The sequence below is a fragment of the Kordiimonas lacus genome (assembly GCF_001550055.1).
GTDB classification, from domain to species: domain Bacteria; phylum Pseudomonadota; class Alphaproteobacteria; order Sphingomonadales; family Kordiimonadaceae; genus Kordiimonas; species Kordiimonas lacus.
The window spans coordinates 404,183-424,318 of the sequence record NZ_LRUA01000002.1 but is presented as its reverse complement, the minus strand read 5'-3'; the positions used below and the strand labels follow the sequence as shown (position 1 = coordinate 424,318).

16 protein-coding genes and 1 pseudogene are annotated in these 20,136 nt (G+C 55.6%); 11 read left to right on the top strand and 6 right to left on the bottom strand.

Features of this window, described 5'->3' with window-relative positions:
• Position 1: 1 nt before the first annotated feature.
• Complete coding sequence (locus KORLAC_RS03105) at positions 2-1,231, bottom strand: acetyl-CoA acetyltransferase (protein ID WP_068302788.1); 1,230 nt, start codon at positions 1,229-1,231, stop codon at positions 2-4.
• 96 nt (positions 1,232-1,327) lie between these two features.
• Between KORLAC_RS03105 and KORLAC_RS03100 the strand changes: the two genes are divergently transcribed.
• Positions 1,328-2,797, top strand: coding sequence for a carotenoid oxygenase family protein (locus tag KORLAC_RS03100; RefSeq protein WP_068302785.1), 1,470 nt, complete (start codon positions 1,328-1,330; stop codon positions 2,795-2,797).
• Positions 2,798-2,838: 41 nt separating this feature from the next.
• On the top strand, positions 2,839-3,771 hold the full coding sequence (locus KORLAC_RS03095; protein ID WP_068302780.1) for a winged helix-turn-helix transcriptional regulator: 933 nt from the start codon (positions 2,839-2,841) through the stop codon (positions 3,769-3,771).
• 244 nt (positions 3,772-4,015) lie between these two features.
• Here KORLAC_RS03095 and KORLAC_RS03090 read toward each other — a convergent pair whose 3' ends face one another.
• Together KORLAC_RS03090 and ytfE are read right to left on the bottom strand one after the other, a co-directional pair.
• Positions 4,016-6,415 (bottom strand): nitric-oxide reductase large subunit, encoded by a 2,400-nt coding sequence (locus KORLAC_RS03090; protein ID WP_068302776.1) that lies wholly within the window; start codon positions 6,413-6,415, stop codon positions 4,016-4,018.
• Positions 6,408-7,082 carry an iron-sulfur cluster repair protein YtfE gene (gene ytfE / locus KORLAC_RS03085; RefSeq protein ID WP_068302774.1) on the bottom strand — a complete coding sequence of 225 codons (675 nt, stop codon included), beginning with the start codon at positions 7,080-7,082 and terminating at the stop codon, positions 6,408-6,410. The genes KORLAC_RS03090 and ytfE overlap by 8 nt, the downstream gene beginning before the upstream one ends.
• A gap of 244 nt (positions 7,083-7,326) precedes the next feature.
• Between ytfE and KORLAC_RS03080 the strand changes: the two genes are divergently transcribed.
• The 6 genes from KORLAC_RS03080 to KORLAC_RS03055 all read left to right on the top strand — a co-directional run bounded on the left by KORLAC_RS03080 (position 7,327) and on the right by KORLAC_RS03055 (position 13,712).
• Positions 7,327-7,764: an RrF2 family transcriptional regulator gene (locus KORLAC_RS03080; RefSeq protein ID WP_068302770.1), complete on the top strand. Its 438-nt coding sequence runs from the start codon at positions 7,327-7,329 to the stop codon at positions 7,762-7,764.
• A 393-nt stretch (positions 7,765-8,157) separates the two neighbouring features.
• The gene (locus KORLAC_RS03075; RefSeq protein ID WP_068302768.1) at positions 8,158-9,081 is read left to right on the top strand and encodes a hypothetical protein; all 924 of its coding nucleotides are present in this window, start codon (positions 8,158-8,160) and stop codon (positions 9,079-9,081) included.
• A 50-nt stretch (positions 9,082-9,131) separates the two neighbouring features.
• The gene (locus tag KORLAC_RS03070) at positions 9,132-10,562 is read left to right on the top strand and encodes a pyridoxal phosphate-dependent decarboxylase family protein (RefSeq protein ID WP_068302765.1); all 1,431 of its coding nucleotides are present in this window, start codon (positions 9,132-9,134) and stop codon (positions 10,560-10,562) included.
• Between the two features lie 15 nt (positions 10,563-10,577).
• Entirely contained in the window at positions 10,578-12,158 is a 1,581-nt protein-coding gene (gene cysK / locus KORLAC_RS03065) for a cysteine synthase A (RefSeq protein ID WP_082714478.1), read from the top strand.
• A gap of 146 nt (positions 12,159-12,304) precedes the next feature.
• A complete protein-coding gene (locus KORLAC_RS03060) occupies positions 12,305-12,664 on the top strand; it encodes a truncated hemoglobin (RefSeq protein ID WP_068302758.1) in 360 nt (119 codons plus the stop codon).
• Positions 12,665-12,674: 10 nt separating this feature from the next.
• Positions 12,675-13,712, top strand: a complete 1,038-nt coding sequence (locus KORLAC_RS03055) for an adenylate/guanylate cyclase domain-containing protein (RefSeq protein WP_068302751.1) — start codon at positions 12,675-12,677, stop codon at positions 13,710-13,712.
• Positions 13,713-13,715: 3 nt separating this feature from the next.
• Here KORLAC_RS03055 and KORLAC_RS03050 read toward each other — a convergent pair whose 3' ends face one another.
• Entirely contained in the window at positions 13,716-14,426 is a 711-nt protein-coding gene (locus tag KORLAC_RS03050) for a Crp/Fnr family transcriptional regulator (RefSeq protein WP_068302749.1), read from the bottom strand.
• 281 nt (positions 14,427-14,707) lie between these two features.
• Between KORLAC_RS03050 and KORLAC_RS03045 the strand changes: the two genes are divergently transcribed.
• Positions 14,708-15,643, top strand: a complete 936-nt coding sequence (locus KORLAC_RS03045) for a hypothetical protein (RefSeq protein WP_068302746.1) — start codon at positions 14,708-14,710, stop codon at positions 15,641-15,643.
• Between the two features lie 125 nt (positions 15,644-15,768).
• Here KORLAC_RS03045 and KORLAC_RS03040 read toward each other — a convergent pair whose 3' ends face one another.
• A complete protein-coding gene (locus tag KORLAC_RS03040) occupies positions 15,769-16,467 on the bottom strand; it encodes a TetR/AcrR family transcriptional regulator (RefSeq protein WP_068302743.1) in 699 nt (232 codons plus the stop codon).
• A gap of 184 nt (positions 16,468-16,651) precedes the next feature.
• Here KORLAC_RS03040 and KORLAC_RS03035 point away from each other — a divergent pair, with 184 nt between their 5' ends.
• Both KORLAC_RS03035 and KORLAC_RS03030 read left to right on the top strand, forming a co-directional pair.
• Entirely contained in the window at positions 16,652-18,973 is a 2,322-nt protein-coding gene (locus KORLAC_RS03035) for a TonB-dependent receptor (protein ID WP_068302737.1), read from the top strand.
• 66 nt (positions 18,974-19,039) lie between these two features.
• On the top strand, positions 19,040-19,924 hold the full coding sequence (locus KORLAC_RS03030) for an alpha/beta fold hydrolase (protein ID WP_068302733.1): 885 nt from the start codon (positions 19,040-19,042) through the stop codon (positions 19,922-19,924).
• A gap of 76 nt (positions 19,925-20,000) precedes the next feature.
• Here the strand turns inward: KORLAC_RS03030 and KORLAC_RS19245 are convergent.
• A pseudogene (locus KORLAC_RS19245) lies at positions 20,001-20,119 on the bottom strand (integrase); the annotation flags it as partial.
• Between the last annotated feature and the right edge of the window lie 17 nt (positions 20,120-20,136).

Below are 20,136 nucleotides of genomic sequence, written 5' to 3'. Positions count from 1 at the left end.
GCTACCGCTCCACAATGAAGGAGACATTGGTAACACCCGAGCCGCCGATATTCATCGTCGCCATCCGCCGTGCGCCGTCTATCTGGCAGTCTCCGGCTTGGCCCGTGACCTGCTTTGACGCGTCCAGCAGCATTCGGATGCCGGTGGCGCCAACAGGGTGCCCGCCACCAATCAACCCGCCAGACGCATTGACCGGCAGCTTGCCTGTTTTCAAAGTATCGCCCGCCTCGATCGCTTTCCAGGCCTCACCCGGCGCGGCCAGGCCGAAATGTTCGGTAAGCATATATTCGGTGATGGAAAAACAGTCGTGCAACTCGATGCCGTCCAGTGCCTGGTGCCCGGGAATATCGGCGCGCTTGAAGGCGTCGGTGATCGCCTTGCGGATCATGGGGAAAAGATACCCTTCCTTCGGCGCTGCCTTCAGTTTGTCTGCCAGCATCATGGGCGCGCTGGTGTGGCCCCAGCAGGAAATGCGGGGCAAATCAGCAAGGCTTTTGCCGTGCCGTGCGGCCCAGGCCGCGGCTACCTTCTCACCCGCCAGGATCACTGTCGCGGCGCCGTCGGTCACCTGCCCGCAGTCCGACCGCCTTATGGAGCCTTCAATGACGGGGTTCGCGTCATCATCTTCGCCAAAGGCTTCAGCCGGAAATTCCCAGTGGCGCGTTTGGGCCAATGGATTGGCTTTGGCATTATCGAAATTCTTGCGGGAGATTGCCGCAAGATGCTCTCGCTCAATTCCGTACCGGTCCTGATAAAATTCCAGCAGGTCAGAGAAAATCGATGGCCAGACATATTTCCTGCCATCCGTTTCACGCCCCTGCCATGCTGCGGCGCCCAGAAAATCGGCGGCCTGCCTCCCGGGCACGTTGCGCATAAGCTCCACACCCGTCACCAAAGCCGTGCCATACCTGCAGGCCTCAATATCGGCCGTGGCCGCAAGGATCGCCAATGACCCGGACGCGCACGCACCTTCATGCCTGCTGGCCGGTATGCCCATCAGGTCAGCGTTGATGGTCGCAAGAAAGCCACCCAGATTGCCCTGGCCCGCGAACAATTCGCCAACGAAGTTCCCGATATGGGCCACCTCAATGTCCGACCCTGCCATGCCGCTCTGGTCCAGGGCACCGTTTATTGATGTGTCCATCAACTCATGCAGGCCGCTGCCTTCGCGCGCCCAATTGCGCGCAAAATCCGTTTGCGACCCACCAATGATAAAGACTGGCTGCGCCATATTTCCCCGCTTCAAAAATAGTAACTTGCAAAACCATACTAACTTAGGCATGGTGCGTCAACGTCTGAAATTATGAAGCAAATTTGGGGAAGCAGCATGGCCAGTGAACTTGTCCGGGAATATGAAACGTCGATTCGTGAAAACAATCACCCCTACATGAGCGGGGCCTGGGCGCCGATGCACAGGGAATATAACGCCACCGACATGGAGGTGATCGGCACCATCCCGACAGACATTGACGGTGTTTACATCCGCAACACAGAAAACCCCGTCCACCGGCCGCTGGGCATGTATCATCCGTTTGAAGGCGACGGCATGCTGCATATGATCAGCTTCAAGGACGGCAAGGCCACCTACCGCAATCGTTTCATCCAGACGAACGCCTTCCGCGAGGAACAGGCCGCGGGCGAAGCGCTATGGTCGGGCTGGACAGCCATCCCCAACATGTCCAAACGGCCGGGTGAAGTGCAGCAGCCCGGCCTCAAGGATGCGTCCTCCACGGATGTCATCGTGCATGCCGGCAAGGTGATCACCACCTATTGGCAATGTGGCCAGGGATACAAGCTGGACCCCTATACGCTTGAGGATGACGGCACAGTCGACTGGTGTCCGGAAGCTGGCATCTCCGCACACACCAAATTGGATGAAAACACAGGCGAACTGCTGTTCTTCAACTATAGCCTGGAAGCTCCCTACATGCACTATGGCCTCGTGGACGCTGACGGTAATCTGGAACACTATATCCCGGTGGACCTGCCCGGTCCGCGCATGCCGCATGACATGGCCTTCACCGAGAACTTTGCCATCGTCAACGACTTCCCGATGTTTTACCGCCCGGATGCCCTGGAGCAGGGCATCCATATTCCCATGTTCGACAAAACCAAGAAGTCCCGGTTCGGCATTATCCCGCGCAAGGGAAAGCCGGAGGACATCCGCTGGTTTGAAGCCGAACCCACATATGTGCTGCATTGGCTGAATGCCTGGGAAGAAGGCGACGAAATTATTCTGGACGGCTATTTCCAGGAAGACCCCTTCCCGGCAAAAATGGTGGATCACGTGCCGCCCAAATACGCCATGATGGCAACCTTCCTGGACCTGACCACCCTTGGCGCGCGCCTGCACCGCTGGCGCTTCAACCTGAAAACAGGTGAAACACGCGAGGAAAAGCTGGATGACGAGTATCTGGAATTCGGCATGTTCAACCAGAAATATGCCGGCAAACCTTACCGGTACGCCTACAGCGCAAAGCCAAAGCAAGGGTGGTTCCTGTTTGAAGGCCTGGTGAAGCACGACCTCAAGACCGGTGAGAAAACCCGTTTGGACTTTGGTGAAAACCGCTATGGCAGTGAAGCCCCCTTTGTGCCGCGCGTTGGTGCGACTGAAGAAGATGACGGATATCTGGTAAGCTTCATCACGGACATGAACACCAATACATCCGAGGCCGTTCTTGTCGACGCCCGCCGAATTGAAGACGGCCCAGTCTGCAGGATCATGCTGCCGGAGCGGATCCCCAGCGGCACGCATTCCACCTGGGCGAATGGGGAGGACATTCGAAAGTATCGTTGATACCATGCCTTTTGATTCAATTTGTCAGGTAATCAACTGGTATGAGTTCACCCCACCCAACGGCACAGCAGGAAGCCGCACTCAAGACAGGTGTCTGGAAAGCATTCGATGTTGTTTGCGACACAGCCATCCTTCTGATTCTGGAGGCCTGCTGGCTTGGCAGCCGCCGCTTTGTTGATTTCGAACGGTCAACCGGCCTGCAGAAAGCGCTGATAAGTGACCGCCTGAAATATCTGGTTCAGGAAGGTTTGCTGGCAAAACGCCCGGTGGGGAATGGCAAGCATCAGGAATATATTCTGGAAGAGCGCGGTCTCGCCCTTTTCCCAACCGCCCTACTGATGCTCGCGTGGGAGCAAAAGTGGAACGCCAGCGAAGGACCTGAGGTTAAGGTTTTTCATACCGGTTGCGACCATGAGCTGATACCGGAACTGCACTGCAAAGCCTGCGGCGATACAGTTGCCGCAAAGGATCTAGCCTTTGAAGGGGGTAACGCTTTCATGCTGGGCCAAAAGGGCTTTGTGAAACGTCGCCGCCAGGCAGGACTGAACCGCACAAACACCAAGATTTTCCATGAAGTCGCTGAAATCATTGGGGACCGATGGATGGCCTTGATCTTGCGGATGGCTTTGATCGGCATAAGCCGTTATGACGACTTTCTGCTGTCAACGGGGATCGCCACCAACATCCTGGCGGACAGATTGGCACGCGCCGTAGACACTGGCCTGATGCAGCGTAGCCGGTATCAAGATAATCCGCCCCGCTATGAATATCAGCTTTCTGAGAAAGCACGAGACCTGCTTTCGGTTGTCCTCACCCTCATTCAGTGGGGCCAGGACTGGTATGAGGCCAATCCGGGCGAACATGCCGTGATCACCCACAGTTGCGGCAAGACCTTGCACCCTGTGGTGGTTTGCCAGCATTGTGGCGACCCGGCATGCCGCGACACCTCCAGGCTTTTGATGGGACCGTACTGAACAATCTGTTGAATTTGGATACAAAGCCACGGGGATATTCTTCGCTGGAGGCTTATGCCCGCTTTTGGCTAATTGGAGATATCCCAGCGCGCCAGACCAGCCTGGCGAGATGCCGCCAGCATGTTCTGCATCCCGTCAATATTGGCCTGCCTTAACGCAGCCTTGTCCGCTGCCTACACCGAGACAAACCCAGCAATATGACCCGAGCCAGCACAAGCGGGCTCGGGTTTCCTTGTGTTGCAGGTCAGTGGCCCTGACCGCCACATGAACCACAGCAGATACTGTCTTCCTGCTCACTATTCATCGATACCGCAGGGGACATCGCAGAGTTCCCGCTTTCAAGGACCGGCGCCATCGACGCGCCCGCACCTTTGGCAAGAGCTTCTGTCGGCTGGTGTGATCTGGTGTCGCCGATATTGAAAAGGCCTTTCACAACCTGCCAACTTACAGCCAGCGCACCGACGATAAAGACGATGTCACCAATGGTGCGGACCCACCTCAAGGTTTGCAGGAGGTCACTTTGCATGAAGCTCTCACTTCTTGCATACCAAAGCCCTTCAGACGCACTGGCCACAAACTGAATAATGCCCACGGGCAGCAAGCTGGTGAACAGCATCAGAACAAGGCCGCCGTTCAAGCAACGGAATCCCCATTTCATCAGCTTCTCGTCAAAGGCCATCTGTGGCCGGATATAGCGCAGCACCAGGATGGTGAAGCCCAAGGCAAGGAAGCCATAGACACCAAACAAGGCGGCATGCGCGTGTGTTGCCGTGGTATTCAGCCCCTGGATATAATAGAGCGCAATCGGCGGGTTGATGGAAAAACCAAGCACGCCTGCCCCAAGCATATTCCAGAAAGCAACCGCCACGAAGAAATAGAGTGGCCATTTCATCTGGTCCATCCAGGGCGCGCGGTGCTGCAGCTTCCAATGTTCCCAAGCCTCATGGCCCAGGACAATCAAGGGCACAACCTCAAGCGCACTGAAGGTCGCACCAACAGCCATCACCGGCGTCGTTGTGCCGGAAAAATACAGATGGTGGAATGTGCCCGGCACGCCGCCCAGCATGAACAAGGAGGCAGACGCGAGAGCGGCAATGGTTGCCATCCGCTTTGAGACCAGCCCCATGCTGGAGAAAATAAAGGCCAGAGCTGCGGTAGCAAAGACCTCAAAGAAACCTTCCACCCACAGATGGACGATCCACCAGCGCCAATATTCCATAACGGAAATATGGGTTCGTTCGCCGTAGAAGAAGCCCGCCCCATAGAAGAAGCCAATGGCAACAACGGATGCGGTGAACAAGGCCAGAAGGTGCTTGTCGCCCGGCTGCATCAGCGCGGGAACAATGCCGCGCATCATTAGCCCCAGCCAAAGCACGATTCCGGTGAATTTGCCGATTTGCCACAGTCGGCCAAGGTCGACATATTCATAGCCCTGATGGCCAAGCCAGAAGTTCCATTCCGCGGGCATGATCTGGGCAATCGCCAGATAGTTCCCGACGAAAGACCCCACCACAACAACGATGAGAGCCCAGAACAGCACGTCGACACCAAGCTTCTGATACTTTGGATCTTTCCCACCGTTGATGATGGGGGCCAGAAACAGGCCTGCGGCAAGGAAACCGGTCGCTATCCAAAACAGTGCCGATTGGATATGCCACGTCCGAACAAGCGTGTAGGGAAACCATTTGGAGGTCTCGATCCCGTAGAAGCTTTGGCCTTCCACCGTATAGTGCGCTGTGAAACCACCCAGGAACACCTGGAAGGTAAAAAGCGCAACAACAAGGAACAGATATTTGCCCAACGCCTTCTGGGAAGGGGTCAGCTGGAAGCGGCTCAAAGGGTCACGAGCGGGGGCTTCGGGCTCCTTTTCATCTTCCCCGCGCATGAAGGACCAGGCCCAAACCAGGCCGCCAATACCAGCAATCAGCAAGACAACACTGACAATGGACCAAACAACATTCTCTGCCGTTGGGACATTCTTGATCAGAGGCTCGTGGGGCCAGTTGTTGGTGTAGGTTGCGGCACTGCCCGGCCTTTCAGTTGCGGCGGCCCAGGCTGTCCAGAAAAAGAATTCCGTCAACCTCTCCCGACGCTCGGCATTTGGCAGCACCAACTCTTTCATCGCATAGCTGTCGCGGGTTCCGCGAAGCTCCGGCGCACCACCAAAAAGCCGGGAATAATAGTCAGCTGTCTGGTAAATGGCTTCAAGCCTGCGCGGTGACAGCATCAGTGTGTCGGTCGCGGCGTCATAGCCATTGGTACGGTAGGCCTGCGTCAGTTCATACTGAAGGCTGTTCTGTTCCGCCCCTGACAGTTGGCTGTAATCTCGCCCATAGACATCCCGAGAGGCCAGTTCCAGCCATGCCACCAGCTCCCGGTGCAACCAGTCTGCTGTCCAGTCCGGCGCCTGATAGGCACCGTGCCCCCAGACGGAGCCCAACTGCATGCCGCCAACCGACTGCCAGGCCGTCTGGCCATCCAGAATACTGTCACGGGTCATGATGACAGCGCCGTCTTCGGACACAACAGCCCCGGGTATTGGAGGCGCTTCACGGTAAACCTCGTTACCGAAATACCCAAGCAGCCCGAACGTGACCGCAAGTGTTGCGATCAATGTCCACCAAAGTCGATAATATCTAGCCATGAACCGCCCCCTTCAGGTTACGTGCGAACAGAACGTCATTTTCCAGATGAATGTGGGATGCCAGATCTGCCACAAAGGCCTCCAGCCCCAGATAAAGGGCACGCCATGTGTTGCAGGCCCCTTCAGGGGGCACGCACCCACCTGTCAGTTCGTCCAGCCGGGCCAACTCCTGCACATGCCCTTCATGTTCAGCCATCATCACACGAAGCGGCGCACCCGCCATGCTACCCTGGCCCTGCACCAGCATTGGAAAGAGAATTGCTTCTTCTTTCTGCATATGGTGCTCCAGTTCAAGGGCAAGATGGTGCAGAAATTCTGTCAAACCATGTGGGCAGGCAGGGTTGTCGCCGTGTACGCTTTCAACCCTGTGCGCCAATCTTTTCAGCTCCGCCAATTGTTCGCGGTGCACCTTGTGAAACCGATTAAGGATAAACTCGACAAGGTCGGCGTCGCTCAATGTATCCACGTTTTTGGCGTCGAGGGCAGCCCCTGAAAGAGCGGCCAGGGCGGCCGCAATCTCTTTCACGTCCACGCCACGCTTGATCGCAGCCTCACGCAATGTGTGTTCGCCGCCACAGCAAAAGCTCAACCTATATTGGTGGAAAACTGCGGTTGCTCCAGGCAACTCCTGTGCTAACTGGGCCAATGACCTATCCAGCATACTCATGATTATCTCCATAAAACAGCGGTTCACCTGACAGCAGGCACTGGATTCCGGATGGTCTGTCCGGAATCAATAAATGTATTTTACATACATCTTTAAAAGATGCAATCTACATTCATCTTTAACGTTGCCGATTGATCACTGAACCGCTAAATGAATTGTAGAGAGGTTATGCGGGTCACTGGCGTTGCCGAGCTTTGCTCCCGCTTCGACCCGCAGTATTGTTCCTGCCCACATTGGAGAACAAATGCATATCACACGTTACACAGATTATTCGCTACGCGTTCTTCTGTATTTGGCCGTAAACAACAAGGAGCTGGCAACCATCAAGGTGATCGCCGACAGCTATGGCATTTCCAAAAATCATCTGATGAAGATCGTGCAGCACCTCAGTGCCAAGGGCCATGTTGAAGCCGTAAGAGGAAAAAACGGTGGCCTCAGGTTGGCCGCCAAACCAGAGCAGATCAATATCGGCAAGCTGGTGCGCGACATGGAACAGGGCTCGCCGCTGGTTGAGTGTTTTGGCACCGACAATGAATGTGTGATCACACCAGCCTGCCAGCTGAAGCACGTTCTGGCGGAAGCCATGGAAAGTTTCTTCCAAACGCTCGACCAATACAGCTTGGCTGATATGTTACTTCCCAAGCACATGAAAGGCTTGGAACAAATCCTAAGGCTCGAATAACCGGCCTTCGCTGGCAACTGTTGTTGCTTGTCTCGACATTGCTTGGCCCGAGACGATTGCGTCTCAGTCTGGCGAAAGATGGGCCTTCATTCGACTGGTTCCTTTCTGACCCTCAGCTGACAAATCCAAGACCTGGAAACGGGCTTGCGCGTAGTTACTCACCCTCGCCTGAAGGTGTCAGTCACTGAAGTTTTCTCTTTCCTTCATGATTGGCCGATCCACCTATCCCTTTTGAAAACCAAATACTTAGGCGGGCTTTGTGCCCGGCGGGAAAACTTCTTGTCCTGTGTGCTGTGCATCACAGCGCGGAATTCTCTGCCATGAGACAAAGGCATGGTTCAAGGCCGCAATGGCCCAATGAATTTACGAATGCCCGAGTGATGGAGGCCGAGGATGTCAGTGACCCGTTTTGAACAGATGCGACTGGATGAAGTAAGCAGCCAACCAGTTGTTACACCGTGGCCGAAGCCCGGCTTCAATGTTCCCGTAATGCCAGCAGGGCTCATGCAATTGGCCTCGACCGGGCAGGTTGAAGTCCAGATAAATCATATGATGGCTGCAATGTTTGCTGCCCAAATGGGCGCAGCTGCAGAGATCACTATTTCCTGGGCGCTTGAGCAGGCGCGTGCGTTTAGCAACAAGACCCTGGCTGAGTTTGGTGCGCTCGTGCGTTTCGCACAGAACAAGGCGTCGCAGCAGGGCCTGTTCGACCTACTTGGACGTCAGATTACACAGACATGTGGCGAAAGCAGCCTCGACTTCTCCGACAAGCGCAAGGACCTTGCAGCATCGATACTGAAGCTGGATCCGTTGGCTGTGCAGGTCTTCGTTCTTGAAACCCTGTGGGCAACTGAGTGGATGTCCCATGCTTGCCGAAACACCAACAGTATGTCGCATCAGGCCGTGCCAGGCCTGCTGGCGACCGAGCGACGGATTGATGCGGAACTGCGCGGTGTTTTGAAGAAGATGATTGAAGTAACAGCCGCCGCATATGGCAGCAACGAGACGCGCCGCGCTGCATCAGACCTGCGTGCAATATATGGCCTGACTGCGCAGATGGCAGCGCATTTTGCGGCCTCCTACACCGGCCTGACCGAAATTATCTGGGCAACCGAGCCCTTCACGGCGGACCGTCGTGCACTTTTCGCAAGTTTCGAGGGTGTTGCCAGTCGCACCTGTGCACGCCCAACAGACCAATTGCCCCGGTTGGTAGAGTTTCTGTCCGGCGTAAACCAGGGTGATCGCTTGCTGTGGATGGCCGGTGATGACGAGAGCCACACTGAGGCTGTGACGCCCTTTCTTAAAGAGTCCGCCTGAAGACAACCTTCAACCCTAAAGATTGGCAATAGACCGTGACAAAAGATCGTATGACATCCAGCGCGCTGAAAACCGCGTTTGCCCATGCCGACCGTTTTCGGTCGAATCTTGAAAGCCGCCCCCCGAAGGCTCCGGCCAGTGCAGAAATGCTTGAACTGGCGTTTGGGCTGCCAACGCCCGAGCATGGCCTGGATGCCGATACGGTCATAGATGAGCTGGCCGCTGCGGCAGAACCAGGCCTGATGGGCATGGCAGGCCCACGGTTCTTCGGCTGGGTGATCGGCGCTTCCCATGAAGCAGGCGTGGCGGCGGATTGGCTCGCCAGTGCCTGGGGACAAAACGCGGGGAACTTTCATGCGTCCCCGGCTGCCGCGATGGCCGAAAAAGCTGCGTCTCGCTGGCTTTTGGACATTCTGAATTTGCCGCAAGACAGTTCTGTCGGATTTGTAACCGGGGCCACAATGGCCAACTTCACATGTCTTGCGGCCGCCCGAAGCGAGGTACTGTGCCGCGTGGGGTGGGATGTGGAAGCTGATGGCCTGATGGGTGCCCCGGCCGTGACGGTATTTATCGGCGCGGATGCTCATGCCACGGTCCTGAATGCCCTGCAATATCTGGGCATGGGCCGCAAACGCGTGGTTGCAATCGAAACCGACGACCAGGGTCGTATGCGGCCTACAGCGCTTGAAGCAAAAATCCAGGCTACTGTGGGTCCGAAAATTGTTGTGGCGCAGGCCGGGCAGATCAATACAGGCGCCATTGATCCCATGAGTGACATTGTGAAGATTTGCCGAGCCGCTGGCGCATGGTTGCATGTTGACGGCGCCTTTGGGCTTTGGGCAAATGCAAGCTCGCTTCTCAGGTCGCAGACAATCGGTATCGAAGGGGCGGACAGTTGGGCCACAGACGGACACAAATGGCTTCAACTTCCCTATGAGACCGGCTTCGCCATCGTGCGTCACCCCGCAGCACACCGCAGGGCGATGAACATCAATGCCAGCTACCTGCCTGAAACGAACGGTGCCCAGTATGAGGCGTCACAGTATGTGCCCGAGCTGTCACGCCGCGCACGGGGCTTCGCAACATGGGCACTGTTGCGCGCACTGGGCCGTGACGGTGTCGAAAGAATGGTTGTGGGGCACTGTGATTTCGCGCGCTACTTGGCGGACAAGCTCAAACCCGAGGTCGGCATTCGCGTGGAAAACAAGGTTCGGCTGAATCAGGTCATTATCAGTTTCGGTGGCGCAGAGGCTGACCAGCAGATGCGCGATACCCTGACGAAGGCCGTCATATTGGAAATTCAGAACAGGAACCGTGTGTTTGTCGAAGGCGGTGATTGGCGCGGCCATTGGGTGCTGCGGGTATCGATCATTTCAGAGCCGACCCAACAGGCAGACATAGAACTATTGGCCGATGAAATCATCAAGGCATGGAAGAAAGTGCATGAAACGCACGCCATGCTGGCCTCCCCCAAAGCCTAGGTTAGGAGAGAGATCATGACTGTTGCTGAGCAAATTGAACGGGTAAACCGGGTGGCGGTTGAACAGGCGATCGCCAATATCGAGAAGCCGGACACCAAGCACCAAACCATCCTGTCTACTATTGGTCGCACCCCGATTGTACGTATCCGCGCGGGCGTGCCGGATCACGTGGAGGTATATGCCAAGCTGGAAGCCTTCAACCCTGGAGGATCAGTGAAGGACCGGTTGGCGCTGGGCATCATTGAAGATGCCGAGCGATCCGGCGCGCTTAAACCCGGACAGACTATTGTGGAGGCAACCAGCGGCAACACCGGCATTGGCCTTGCCATGGTCTGCGCGGCCAAAGGCTATCCGCTGGTAATTGTGATGGCCGAAAGCTTCAGCGTGGAGCGCCGGAAGCTGATGCGCTTCCTTGGGGCCAAAGTGGTCCTGACACCCGCCGCGGAAAAAGGCATGGGCATGATCCGAAAGGCCGAGGAACTCGCAAACGAGCACGGCTGGTTCCTGACCCGTCAGTTTGAAAATGAGGCAAATGCAGAAATGCATCGCCGTACAACGGCCCCTGAAATTCTGGAAGCTTTTGAAGGCGAACGGTTGGACTATTGGGTGTCCGGCTTTGGCACTGGCGGCACCTTGAACGGTGTTGCATCCAGGCTCAAGCAAGCTCGACCCGACATCAAGATTATTGCCTGCGAGCCCGACAACGCGCCAGTGGTTACATCAGGCCATGGACAGGCCCGCCGCTCGGACGGTGTTCCGACTGAAAGCCATCCTCATTTTAGGCCGCACCTGATGCAGGGCTGGAGCCCCGATTTCATTTCGCGGCTTACCGAAGATGCCCTGACCAGTAATCTGATCGACGGATTTGAATTGATCGACGGTGGGCGTGCTGTTGAACTGAGCAGAAAGCTGGCAAGAGAGGAAGGTATCCTCACCGGCATTACCGGTGGGGCGACATTTGCCGGCGCTTTGCAAATCGCGGAAAAAGCCCCAGCAGGTTCGCGCATTCTGTGCATGCTACCGGACACGGGTGAACGATATTTGAGTACGCCTTTGTTCGATGGCATCGAGGAAGAAATGTCACCTGAAGAAATGGCAATTTCGCAGTCCACGGATAGCTGCCGCTTTGGCGACACCCCTCCTGCGCCCTTAGCGCCGGAGGGGCCGGAAAAGCAGGAGGCGAAGCCGGCGGTGCAGCGGTCCATCAATGCCGACACCTTCGTTGCCGATACCTTGGCTGACGAAACGAACCCTGTTGTTGTATTTGGCCTGGCCTGGTGTGAATTTGGCTGGTCTGCGACCAAGTTCCTCAACAAAATCGGTGTAAAATACCAAATGGTGGAAATTGACCGACCTGAGTTCCAGGTGAATGATGCCGGGGTGCGTGTGCGGGCAGATATCGAGGCGCGCTCGGGTGTCAACACCTTTCCGCAAGTGTTCGTGAATGGCAAATTCATCGGTGGCTGCACAGATATTTTCGACGCCTTCAAAGATGGTAACCTTGAGGAAACGCTGAAGGAAGCGGGCATTGCCTATGATGAAAACGCTGTCATCGATCCCTATCAGATGTTACCGAAGTGGTTGCACCGTAGATAGCAGCTATTCAGAACTATGCCATTGATATGAAAACGCTTTCAGTGGCATAGTAATCTTTAGTTTCGCACAAGACAATTCTCCCTCCGGCTTTAGGCAGGCGGGAGTTTTGTCGTGCTTTGGCGTGGATTCGCCATAAAGGAGTAGATATGGCCAAAACCCTGTTCGAGAAATACGGCGGCTTCCCGACCTTCCGTAAAGTGGTCTCAGCCTTTTACGATCAGGTGCTGGACAGCCCTGTTTTGCAGAAGCATTTTACCGGTGTCGACATGGCCCGACTGATTGATCACCAGACCAAGTTTGTGACCTATGTAACCGGTGGACCGGCCAACATATCCGACGATCATCTGGCACGAGCACACAAGATGCTGAAAATCACCAGACCTGAGTTTGAAGAAATGGCCCTTATTTTCGAAGAGGCCCTTGAAGATCACGATATTGAGCCCGAAGATGTGAAATATGTCGTGGGTGAAATTCGTAAGCGGTCTCATCTGATTGTGACCGAATAGGGAAACAGATATGAGCCTTTCTGAAGAAGCCATACAAGCCCTTCAGGGACTGGACACAGCGGTCGCGGTGATCAACCCGACGTCTTGGGAGCCAGTGTTTGAAAATGCTGCTTTCTTCCGCTTTTTCCCTTGTAGCGGTGGTGATGGAGAGACGATATTCGACCGGGTTGCCGGGTTGGACCGGGACAAACTTGAAAAGCGCCTGGGCCGTGGGCGCAAGTATGAATTCGCCATCGATGTCCGCCAGGACCCCCGCACCATATGCCTTAACCTGGTGTTTCATCCGGCCAGCGAAGAACAACCCCTTGTTCTTCTCGAGGCACAGAATGTCACCAAGCAGCGCGAAGCCGAGTTGATGCTCGACAGCTATTCCAAAATGTCTGAAAAGGCACGCCGGGAGCTGGAACGCGAAAAAGAGCGCGTTGAAAAGCTGCTTCTGAACATCATGCCCCGGTCCGTCTACGAGGAGATGAAGGACTACGGCACCACAACGCCGCAAAAATTTGACAGCGCATCCGTGCTGATGCTCGATTTCGTTGACTTTACCGAAATGGCGGTAGCTCGGGATCCCGGGGCTTTGATCGCAGAATTGAATGACATCTTCTCTGCGTTTGACCGGATTGTGGAGCTTTTTGATTGTGAGCGCATCAAGACCATTGGCGATGCCTATATGGCGGTGGCTGGCTTGCCTGAGCCCAATAGTGATCATGCGACACAGCTGGCACGCGTGGCATTGAGGATGAAGCGATACCTGGAAAAACGGAACGCAGCCCACCCCACTCAGTGGCGCTTCCGCATTGGTATTGCCACCGGGCCGCTCATCGGGTCGATCGTAGGTATTCAGAAATATGTCTATGACGTTTTCGGTCCGGCTGTGAACCTCGCAGCACGGCTGGAAAGCGCATGCGAGCCAATGAAAATCACTGTTTGTCAGCCTACTGAAGAGCTGATCCGCAATAACTTTTCCCTTACTCAGCTTCCCTTGGTGGACGTGAAGGGTTTTGGCGAACAACAGCTCTACACCCTCGACTTCGAGGACCGGAGCTAGCGCCTAGTCGATATAGTCGGCGATATCTCTAAGGGCTTGAAGGTCTTTTATGGTGATCTTGCCACCGGCAGCAGTCAGAATTCCTGTTTCCTGCCAGTCCCTCAGCTGTCGGTTTACGTTTTCCCGACTAAGACTGACAAAGTTCCCCAAGTCTGATTGGCTGATAGCAAAGCGCAGGCTGCTTTCAGCATTCAGTGCGCTATCGATGTTGGCGCCATGGAAGGCGACCAATTGCAGAAGGCCACGCGCCAACTTCGGCCCCATCGCATAAGACCGGTCGCTTTCCAGCAACTGGTTGGTACGTCTGATCCGGGCACACAAAACCTTAATGATCTGCAGAGTGATATCCGGGTTCTTCTCGAGAAAGGACAATAGCGCCGCACGTTGGAAAACGGCTACCCGACATGATTCAACCGTGATCACGGAAGCCGAGCATGGCTGGCCGTCAAATACTGAGAGCTCTCCCGCGATCTGACCCGGCCCAAGATAATCCAGGATCAGCTCTTTGCCTGAGGCGGTATAAATGCAAATTTTGCAAGTACCTTCGCGGATCACCAGAAGCGTGTCTCCATCATCACCCTGGTGCATCAGGGTTGTCCCTTTGGGAACTGACTTTTCAACGGCAATATTCAGGGCTGCTTGCTTCTGCGCGTCAGACAGACTCGCCAGCAAAGTACCCTCCGCGTTGAAAGATTCAGGATTTCGGAATGTCATCGCTTGTTCCTTTGCGCCTCGCACGTCGGTGGCTGTCTATATTGGATCAGCGTGCTGCCAAAAGGTCAAGATCGTATGGAGCCCATGCTTTTTTGCATAACGCCGCCCAAGATTCGCTGCATTCTGCCATTTTTCTGGTTCTACCATTTTTCAAAGATTTTCATTCTTTTTCAAATATGTGCTCTGCGTCACAGTCCGCCCAGCCTGCCCACGGTATTTCCTGCCTCAGACCGGGTCGCACCTCCCCAGTTGCCCGGCGCTCGAAAGATAAGGAGTAGATCATGTTTGATAAGATCGAGATGGACACGACAGAACGCTTTGCGCGGTGCATTGAAGCATCGAAGCGGGTACGTTGGGAAATTGAGCGCGACGTTATCCAGGGACGTGCTTTCGATACAGCGCATAAATATTTGCCGGATGGCTTGTCGCTTGCCGCAGAGTTCACCAGCCTGAGTTCTGATGAGAAAAAGTATCTGAGCCAGATCCAGGGCCGCACTTATGCCAATATCTTTGGTCTGGTTGAGCGATTCATCAATGCCAAAATCCTGGAGCTGAGCCGTGACTATTGGCTGGGCGACCAGGTAAAGCTGGAAGCGCTGGTGCGTTTCAGTGACGAAGAACTGAAGCACCAGGAACTGTTTCGCCGTATTGAAACGATGATCGCGGAAGCCATGCCTGCAGGGTATACCAACACACCTGACCCCGATGCAGTCGCCCAGGCTGTTCTCAGTAAATGCACCTGGGCGGTCCTGACGCTGACCCTTCATATCGAGCTCTTTACCCAACAACACTACCGCGAAAGCATCGACAAGGACGAAGCCCTGTCGCCTCTCTTCAAAGATGTCTTCCTGTTTCACTGGAAGGAAGAGAGCCAGCACGCAATTCTTGATGAGCTGGAGCTTCGGAAACATGACGCAACTCTGACCGATGCAGAGCGCGATCAGGCCGTAACCGACTTTATCGAACTCGTTGGTGCTGTGGACGGCATCCTGCAAGCGCAGGCTGCCGCAGACGCAGGATATTTCGCCAATACCTGCGGTCGCGATGTTGCTGCCGGTGAGGTTCAACAAATCGAAGCGAGTATCCTGAAGGCCTACCGCTGGCAATATATCCTCTCTGGCGCAGGCCACCCGCAATTCCAGAAGGTGCTGGGGGATCTTCTGACAGACGCCCAACTGGGCCGTATTGTTGCAGCGCTTGGTCCCCTTCAGGCATAGGATAAGGCCCGGGGTGCGCAGCGACCCACAACTCCTCCCGGAGAGCATGCTGCGTGCCACACGGGTCAGCCCCGCTGGTAGTAAACTGCCGGCGGGGCCTCCTACAGAATGAAAACAGATATCCGCTAAACTTTGTTCCCGACCAGCCCCCCCAAGCCATGACCAAACACCTGCACCATATGCTGCAGGATCGTCTCAAAGTCGTCCGACCGACAGGCGCCTCCTGACAGGAAATCGATGCGACCTGTTTGGGCCAACGACAGAGTAATCGCCCCAGACAGCAGATGATAAAACCAGTACAGCTCGGCCTCACTGCAATCGGGTCGTACTGTTTTCAAAAGCCCGATGAGCTTCTGCACAACACCGTCGAATGGGGAGGCGGACATATCAGGCCCCTCACCTGGCGGCGAGCTATTGATACGGGCAATCAGCGCACCATAGTTCAGGTAGCCCGGATCTCCGGCCATCATGAATTTAAAAGTCGGCTCCAGATAGGCGCGAATGATCCCCGCCGCCGTCATCGCATTCGCATTATCTCGCTCATACGCCTCAAGCGACGCTAACCGGCTGTCGTTCACAAGCGCAGCCCGCCGCTCGATCACCGTCTCGAACAAGGCAGCTTTAGCACCAAAATAATAATGCAGAAGTGACGTATCGGCACCAGAGGCATCTGCTATCTCGCGAACCGACACACCATGAAAACCGCGTTTTGCAAATAGCTCTTCCGCCGCGTCCAGGATTCGTTCGCGCGACTCCTCCCGCCGGTCAGCCTGTTTGCGCCGCTTGCGTCGCGCTGGTTTGTTTTTCATGTCAGTGACGGTCATGCCCTGCCTCAGTCGCTTCCTAAAATTTCCAGCCCACAGGCCTGCCTGGCACCATGCGCAAACTAACATGATTTGGCAAGGATACTGAAACTTATTTATTGGTCAATCAATAAATAAGTTGACTCCATCAATGTTTCAGCTCATGCATGACCAACGATGGGAAAGTTGGTTTTGGGAGGAACCTATGAACAGAATGACAATATCGACCATGTCCATGGCGCTGATGGCAAACGTGAGCCTGATCGCAGTTACGCCACCCGCGGTCGCTCAGCAAAGCACCGAAGCAGCGAGTGATTTTCTGCTGGAAGAAATTGTAGTGACCGCCCGCAGGCGGGAAGAAAGCCTGAGAGACGTACCAGTTGCGGTTTCCGTTCAATCCGGCGATCAGCTCGACTTGAAGGGCGCTGCTGACATCACGGCGCTTCAGCGCCTTACCCCGAACCTGACCCTGCAGGTGGCCCGGGGCACCAATAGCACGCTCACCAGCTTCATTCGAGGCATTGGCCAGCAGGACCCCCTATGGGGTTTCGAACCCGGGGTCGGCCTTTACGTCGACGATGTCTATATCGCGCGCCCGCAAGGAGCGATCCTTGATATATTTGATATCGAGCGGATCGAGGTGCTGCGCGGGCCACAAGGCACGCTCTATGGCCGCAACACCATTGGCGGCGCGGTGAAATATGTTACCGCCCGATTGGGGGCGGAGCCTCAGGCCAAGGTTCGGGCCAATGTGGGATCTTATGGCCAGCACGATCTGATCGTCTCCGGCTCCGCCCCTGTCGGCGACAGGCTCGCTGTCGGCGGTGCCTTCGCGCTTTTCAACCGGAACGGCTATGGCACCAATCATTTTACCGGCAATGACACCAACAATAAGGATGCATGGGCTGGGCGCCTGACCATGGAATTCATGCCCTCAGACCAGCTCTTCTTCCGCATCTCCGCCGACCGTACAGAAGACAACTCGAATGCCAATCATGGCCACCGGGAATTGGCGGTGCCCGCGGCATTTTCCGTGCCGCCCTTCACCCTTGCGCCGTTCAGTCTCGACATTCCGGCCGATGCTTTCCCTGTCCAGGAGGATGTCTATGACACATGGGCCGGGCTTGGCGACACCAACGAGGTGATCACTCAAGGGATTTCGCTGCTGGCGGAATGGACACTGAATGAGCATTACACAATCAAGTCGATCAGCGCCTACCGTGATGGCGTAACACATGGTGATGGTATTGATTTTGATGGCACGCCCGCACCGCTGCTCGATATCGTCGCGCCGGAAAGCGTCTATGAAGACCATCAATATTCTGAGGAACTGCAGCTTCTCATTGATCACGACAGCTGGAGCGGCGTTGTCGGCGCCTACTATATGGACGCGGTGGCGCAAGGGGCGTTTGACACAGTACTCGCTCTTGCAGCCGCAGCCATCCCAAACGTGCCAACACCAAATCTCACCCAAGGCACCAGTGGTCGGGTCGAGACCAAATCCTATGCCGTGTTTGCCGACATCGATATCGACCTGAGCACACGCTGGCACCTGTCTCTTGGCGGCCGCTGGACGCGGGATGAAAAAACCGGCACCGTCTTCAAGGCCAATTATCTGGGGCTCGGCAGCCCAATATCTGGCGGTACTGGCATCTTGATCCAGCCGCTGACCGACTATACCAACCAACTCGCCTTCGAGGAATTCACACCCCGCGTCAGCCTTGCCTACGATATGAGCGACACGACCAACATATATGCAAGCTACAGCCGGGGGTTCAAATCTGGCGGCTTCGACATGCGCGGCGATGCCTTCGCAACCCCCGCTACAATGGAGGGGTATGACCCCGAAACAGTGGAAACGTTCGAGCTGGGCTTCAAGGGCAGCCTCTTTAACAATCGCCTGTCGCTTGCCACAGCGTTGTTCCATGCCTCCTATGACGGACAACAGGTGACCAGCCAGCAGATCAACGCCACAAACACAGGTGTTGTCAGCTTTGTCGATAATGTGGGCAAGTCAACCATCAAGGGCGCTGAATTGGAGACGACAGCTTTCCTGACCGACACTTTCAGTATCAATGTCACCCTTGGCTACACTGATGCCGCTTTTGATGAGTATCTTGCCTATGTCTCTGACGGCACTGGCTTTGTGCTCACCAACGTGGCGGACGACCGCGTGTTCCAAAACACTCCGAAATGGAACGGCAATGTGGGCTTCAGCTATATGGTGCCGCTCGACAGCCGGGGCAGCGTAAACATCCATGGTGCCATGAGCTTCCGCAGCGCCACGTCGATGTTCGAAACGCCGGTCGACGAGATCAACCAGGACGCCTATCAGCTGCTTGATCTCTCGGTCGTCTGGACGTCGGCTGGAGACCATTGGCGCGTGGGGCTGCATGGCCGCAATCTGACGAACACAACATACAGGACCGGGGCCTACAATTTCCCTGGCCTGGCGTTCGGCGATTCCGTGATCGGCTTCTATGGCCCGCCACGCACGGTGACTGCATCCATTGAATATCGCTTCTAAATCCGCATTTGACGATGCGCTGCCGGCAACAGCTGGCGGCGCTTTCCAACCAACAGGGGACAATCAGTGACCGCCTATCAGGATATCTATTGGCAGTCGCGGGACGGCCTGCAACTGCATGCACGGGACTATCCCGCAATGGGGGACAGCAGGCCTTCTTTGCCCATTATCTGCCTGCCCGGCCTGACCCGAAATGCCCGTGATTTTGAAGACGTCGCCACTTGGCTTGCCGTCCAGGGCAAGCAGACGATTGCCGTGGACTTCCGCGGGCGCGGCCTGTCAGACTATGACCCAAAGGCAAAAAATTATCACCCAAACACCTATGCGCAGGACATTCTGGCCCTGATGCAGGAACAGAAAATCGATCGCGCCCATTTCATCGGCACGTCCCTTGGCGGCATCGTTACAGCTACAATAGCAATGAGGCATGGGAACCGGATTGGCAGGGTCATCCTCAATGACATTGGCCCGGAAGCGAACCCGAAAGGAATCAAGCGCATTGGGGCATACGCGGGCGGAAAGGCATCCATTGCCAATTGGTCAGACGCGGATGCCTATTGCCGGCGTGTTGGGGCTGATGTTTATCCTGCGTTCTCCGATACAGACTGGCGCCGTTTTCTGCGCAGAACCTTCAGAGAGACCGCCGAAGGCAAACCACGCTTCGATTATGATCCGGCTGTGGCGCGTACCGTGTCGCCACTACAGGTTCGCCTTCTGTCCCTGTTTCTCTGGCCGCGCTTCACCCGTCTGGCAAGAAAGCACCCAACCTTGCTGCTTCGGGGCAGCTTGTCCGACCTTCTAGCGCCTACCACTGTCGAGAAACTGAAATACAAGGCGCCAACACTCCTGACTGCTGAGGTTGCAAACGTAGGACACGCCCCCACGCTCGACGAGGCGGATGCCCGCACTGCAATCGCTAATTTTCTGGGCATTACCGAAAACAGAACCTGAGTACCCGGCCCCATACACCTATGCCTGCTTCTGACCAAAGAACGACCACCGAAATGGTCGCTCTGAATGTCTGCTTTTAGATCTCCAGTGAACCCGCAACCTCAGGAGCGTCAACCACATCGACACCCAAATAGCGAACCATGCTCTCCATATTCGAATGACCAATGGCAACTGAACGGCCCTGAGGTTCTTCGTTGTTTATCTATGAGCAG

Bases quoted from the DNA above. Each gene is read 5' to 3' on its own strand.
- KORLAC_RS03105 (WP_068302788.1), bottom strand. From the start codon at position 1,231: ATGGCGCAGCCAGTCTTTATCATTGGTGGGTCGCAAACGGATTTTGCG.
- KORLAC_RS03100 (WP_068302785.1), top strand. From the start codon at position 1,328: ATGGCCAGTGAACTTGTCCGGGAATATGAAACGTCGATTCGTGAAAAC.
- KORLAC_RS03095 (WP_068302780.1), top strand. From the start codon at position 2,839: ATGAGTTCACCCCACCCAACGGCACAGCAGGAAGCCGCACTCAAGACA.
- KORLAC_RS03090 (WP_068302776.1), bottom strand. From the start codon at position 6,415: ATGGCTAGATATTATCGACTTTGGTGGACATTGATCGCAACACTTGCG.
- ytfE (WP_068302774.1), bottom strand. From the start codon at position 7,082: ATGAGTATGCTGGATAGGTCATTGGCCCAGTTAGCACAGGAGTTGCCT.
- KORLAC_RS03080 (WP_068302770.1), top strand. From the start codon at position 7,327: ATGCATATCACACGTTACACAGATTATTCGCTACGCGTTCTTCTGTAT.
- KORLAC_RS03075 (WP_068302768.1), top strand. From the start codon at position 8,158: ATGTCAGTGACCCGTTTTGAACAGATGCGACTGGATGAAGTAAGCAGC.
- KORLAC_RS03070 (WP_068302765.1), top strand. From the start codon at position 9,132: ATGACATCCAGCGCGCTGAAAACCGCGTTTGCCCATGCCGACCGTTTT.
- cysK (WP_082714478.1), top strand. From the start codon at position 10,578: ATGACTGTTGCTGAGCAAATTGAACGGGTAAACCGGGTGGCGGTTGAA.
- KORLAC_RS03060 (WP_068302758.1), top strand. From the start codon at position 12,305: ATGGCCAAAACCCTGTTCGAGAAATACGGCGGCTTCCCGACCTTCCGT.
- KORLAC_RS03055 (WP_068302751.1), top strand. From the start codon at position 12,675: ATGAGCCTTTCTGAAGAAGCCATACAAGCCCTTCAGGGACTGGACACA.
- KORLAC_RS03050 (WP_068302749.1), bottom strand. From the start codon at position 14,426: ATGACATTCCGAAATCCTGAATCTTTCAACGCGGAGGGTACTTTGCTG.
- KORLAC_RS03045 (WP_068302746.1), top strand. From the start codon at position 14,708: ATGTTTGATAAGATCGAGATGGACACGACAGAACGCTTTGCGCGGTGC.
- KORLAC_RS03040 (WP_068302743.1), bottom strand. From the start codon at position 16,467: ATGACCGTCACTGACATGAAAAACAAACCAGCGCGACGCAAGCGGCGC.
- KORLAC_RS03035 (WP_068302737.1), top strand. From the start codon at position 16,652: ATGAACAGAATGACAATATCGACCATGTCCATGGCGCTGATGGCAAAC.